The following is a 3,199-nucleotide window of genomic DNA, read 5'->3' as shown; positions in this document are numbered from 1 at the left end:
CAGCACTAAAATTACATATTCCACTAGTACGAAGAACTGATCTGGATTAATTAGCCAGGAAGATGAAATTATAAAGTTACATAAGTTATGTAACTTACAAAACTTACAATCTTATGTAATCCTGAGGAGAGTGATGCGATCGAAACCTCTCCCGGTAATGCTTGTCAGGGATTTGTCCATATATGGAAGTGCAGCACTAAAATTACATGTTCCACTAGTACGAAGAACTGATCTGGATTAATTAGCCAGCAAGATGAAATTATAAAGTTACATAAGTTATGAACTTATGACTAGGTCTTAATTGAGAAGGGCTGTGTTGCACAAACCTAGCATCAAAAGCTTATTCAGCAATATAATTTCAAAATGAATAAGCCTGCCTCTAAAATCTACCGTACAACCAATTGGTCATCCTATAACCGAGCCTTAATTAACCGAGGTAATATTTCCATTTGGTTTGATCCAAAGACTCAGTGGTATGCACAATCACAAGGCAAGCAAGGTCGAAATCAAACCTACTCCGATACAGCGATTCAATGCTGCTCAATGATCAAATTACTATTCCGACTCTCTTTACGTATGGTCACAGGTTTTGTTCAAAGTCTGATTAAACTCTCCGGATTAGATTGGACAGCTCCGGATTATTCCACCCTTTGTCGTAGACAAAAGCATATTGATATTGCGATTAGCTATCAAAAAAGTAGTGATGGACTGCATCTACTCGTAGACTCTACTGGTTTGAAGTTTCTTGGTGAAGGTGAATGGAAACGCAAGAAACATGGGGCTGAATATCGTCGCCAATGGCGTAAGCTTCACATTGCTATGGATGCTAAAACCCTGCAAATACGTACAGTACAACTCACCATAAATAATGTCAGTGATTCTCAAGTACTCGAAGATTTACTTGCTCAAATTCCCTTGGATGAACCAATTGATTCTGTTTATACAGATGGTGCTTATGACACAAAGCACTGCCGACAAGTCATTTTAGATCGAGATGCACATGCGATCATTCCACCTAGAAAGAATGCAAAGCCTTGGAAGGATCAGCAAGCGAGGTCTATAGAGCGGAATGAATTATTAAAGACAGTCAAACGGCTAGGCAGATCGCTTTGGAAAAAGTGGTCTGGTTATCACCGTCGAAGTTTGGTTGAAACCAAGATGCATTGCATCAAATTATTAGGCGATAAATTAACAGCGCGGAGTTTTCCAAGTCAGGTGAATGAGATCCATGCACGCATGGCAGTTTTGAATAAATTCACAGAATTAGAGCGCCCTCATACCCAAGTTGTCTCTTAAATTTGAGTAGCTTAAGGGAAATCAGCCTTTCAAACCTTTATGCAACAAAGCCGGCCGAAAGTATGTCAGGTATTTGAAATGCTGATTCAGGACGGTATCCTCAATAGTAATCAGGTTTTAAGTGGTTTACCCCATCCTTCGGGAGCCAATGCGGAGCGAATAGCGTATTTTCTCGGGAATAAGCCTAAAGAATTACTATCATTTAAAACGAATCCAGAGTTATTGGATAAAGCGAAAGCTGAAATCATTAAGAAACTTGAACGCCTGGAAATGTAGTGACTATCCATACAGGAGAGATGGATCCGTAAATTTGAACAACTCCTATAAGTGATATTCTGCTCCTCAAATGATGTTATAAACATCAATATATGGAGTATTTTATGGCACGTAGACCAAGAAGAAATCATTCAAATGATTTTAAAGCTAAGGTAGCACTTGCTGCGATTAAAGCAGAAAAAACACTTGCTGAATTGAGTGCTGAATTTGATGTTCATCAAAACCAAATTATTGACTGGAAAAATCAATTGATCTCAGCTTCCTCGCAAGCTTTCGATCAATCAAAAGCTCCATCAGAACCCCCCATTGATCTTAAAAAGTTACATGCAAAAATCGGTGAGCAGGCATTAGAAATTGATTTTTTAGAAGGTGTGTTGAAGAAACTGGGCCGCTTCAACCACAAAAGTTAATCGACGACTCACTTCAGATTTCAGTATCTAAGCAAGCTAAGCTGCTGAAAGTCTCCCGTGGTTGTTATTATTATCGCCCAAAACCTGTTAGCTCATCAGATCTGAAGCTGATGCGATGTATTGATGAATTACATATGCAATATCCTTTTGCAGGCAGTCGTATGATGCGTGATTTGTTGAATCGTCAAGGGCATCATATAGGACGACGTCATACACGTACTTTAATGAAGAAAATGGGTATTCAGGCGTTATATTGCAAACCAAATTTAAGCCAGGCTAATCAAGCTCACCGTAAATATCCATATCTGCTCAAAGGGTTGGCTATTCTGCGCAGTAATCAAGTGTGGTCTACGGATATAACGTATATTCCTATGGCAAAAGGCTTTGTTTATTTATGTGCTGTGATTGATTGGCATAGCCGCAAGGTACTTGCGCATAGGGTATCGATTAGTATGGATGTGGATTTTTGTATTTCGGTTTTAAATGAAGCGATTGAAAAATATGGATCACCTGAAATATTGAATACAGACCAAGGCAGTCAGTTCACCAGTGATGCATTTATTGATGTATTGAAATCAAATGGCATTCAAATCAGTATGGATGGTAAAGGTCGATGGGTAGATAATGTGATGGTTGAACGATTATGGCGGAGCGTTAAATATGAAGAGGTGTATCTCAAAGCTTATAGCAGTGTCACAGATGCGAAAAAGCAATTAAGTGCATATTTTGAGTTTTATAATTTGAAACGACCTCATTCGAGTCTAGACAAAATGACACCAAATGAGTTTTACTATGATCAGCTACCCCAACAAAACAAGGTGGCTTAACTAGAGCGGAATATCACTTATAAATACGCTTTTAGTTGTTCAAACAAGTGGGACCACCTCTCAGGCATGGAACATGACTGTTCACGTAAAAAGCCCAATCTAGTGTGATCGGGCTTTTTGTTGTGTAATTATATGATTGATTTTAAATGAAAAATTAAAATAATTTCGTATAAGCTGTATTATGTTAATTTTAGAATAAATTAAGAATTATCCAATTGAAATTAAAAAAAATATATATTTATAATTAAATGAACATCCAAGTTAAGAACGGCTTTGTTGCACAAAGATTTGAAAGGCAAAGCGCCCCTAATTGAGCCAAATTTAAGGCGTAACTTGGGTAAGTGGTCGACCTAATTCCGTAAATCTGTTGAGGACTGCTACACGTGCATG

The 3,199-nt window shown here is 38.0% G+C and carries 3 protein-coding genes; all 3 read left to right on the top strand.

Translation table 11 applies throughout. The features are described 5' to 3' along the window. Positions 1 to 363 precede the first annotated feature (363 nt). Entirely contained in the window at positions 364 to 1,296 is a 933-nt protein-coding gene (locus F897_RS15475) for an IS5 family transposase (protein WP_004781041.1), read from the top strand. A gap of 39 nt (positions 1,297 to 1,335) precedes the next feature. Continuing rightward, positions 1,336 to 1,572 (top strand): hypothetical protein, encoded by a 237-nt coding sequence (locus F897_RS15470; RefSeq protein ID WP_005237451.1) that lies wholly within the window; start codon positions 1,336 to 1,338, stop codon positions 1,570 to 1,572. A gap of 92 nt (positions 1,573 to 1,664) precedes the next feature. Further along, a protein-coding gene (locus tag F897_RS17220; RefSeq protein ID WP_122959110.1) for an IS3 family transposase occupies positions 1,665 to 2,809 on the top strand; the annotation gives its coding sequence in 2 pieces (ribosomal slippage) (positions 1,665 to 1,929 and positions 1,929 to 2,809; 1,146 coding nt in all). The last annotated feature ends 390 nt before the right edge of the window (positions 2,810 to 3,199 follow it).

The organism is Acinetobacter variabilis (assembly GCF_000369625.1).
GTDB classification, from domain to species: domain Bacteria; phylum Pseudomonadota; class Gammaproteobacteria; order Pseudomonadales; family Moraxellaceae; genus Acinetobacter; species Acinetobacter variabilis.
The sequence above is the reverse complement of the archived record's forward strand: the minus strand, read 5'-3'. Positions and strand labels throughout refer to the sequence as shown.

What these genes read in the sequence shown, in the direction of transcription:
- F897_RS15475 (WP_004781041.1), top strand. Translation starts at nt 364, where the DNA reads ATGAATAAGCCTGCCTCTAAAATCTACCGTACAACCAATTGGTCATCC.
- F897_RS15470 (WP_005237451.1), top strand. Translation starts at nt 1,336, where the DNA reads ATGCAACAAAGCCGGCCGAAAGTATGTCAGGTATTTGAAATGCTGATT.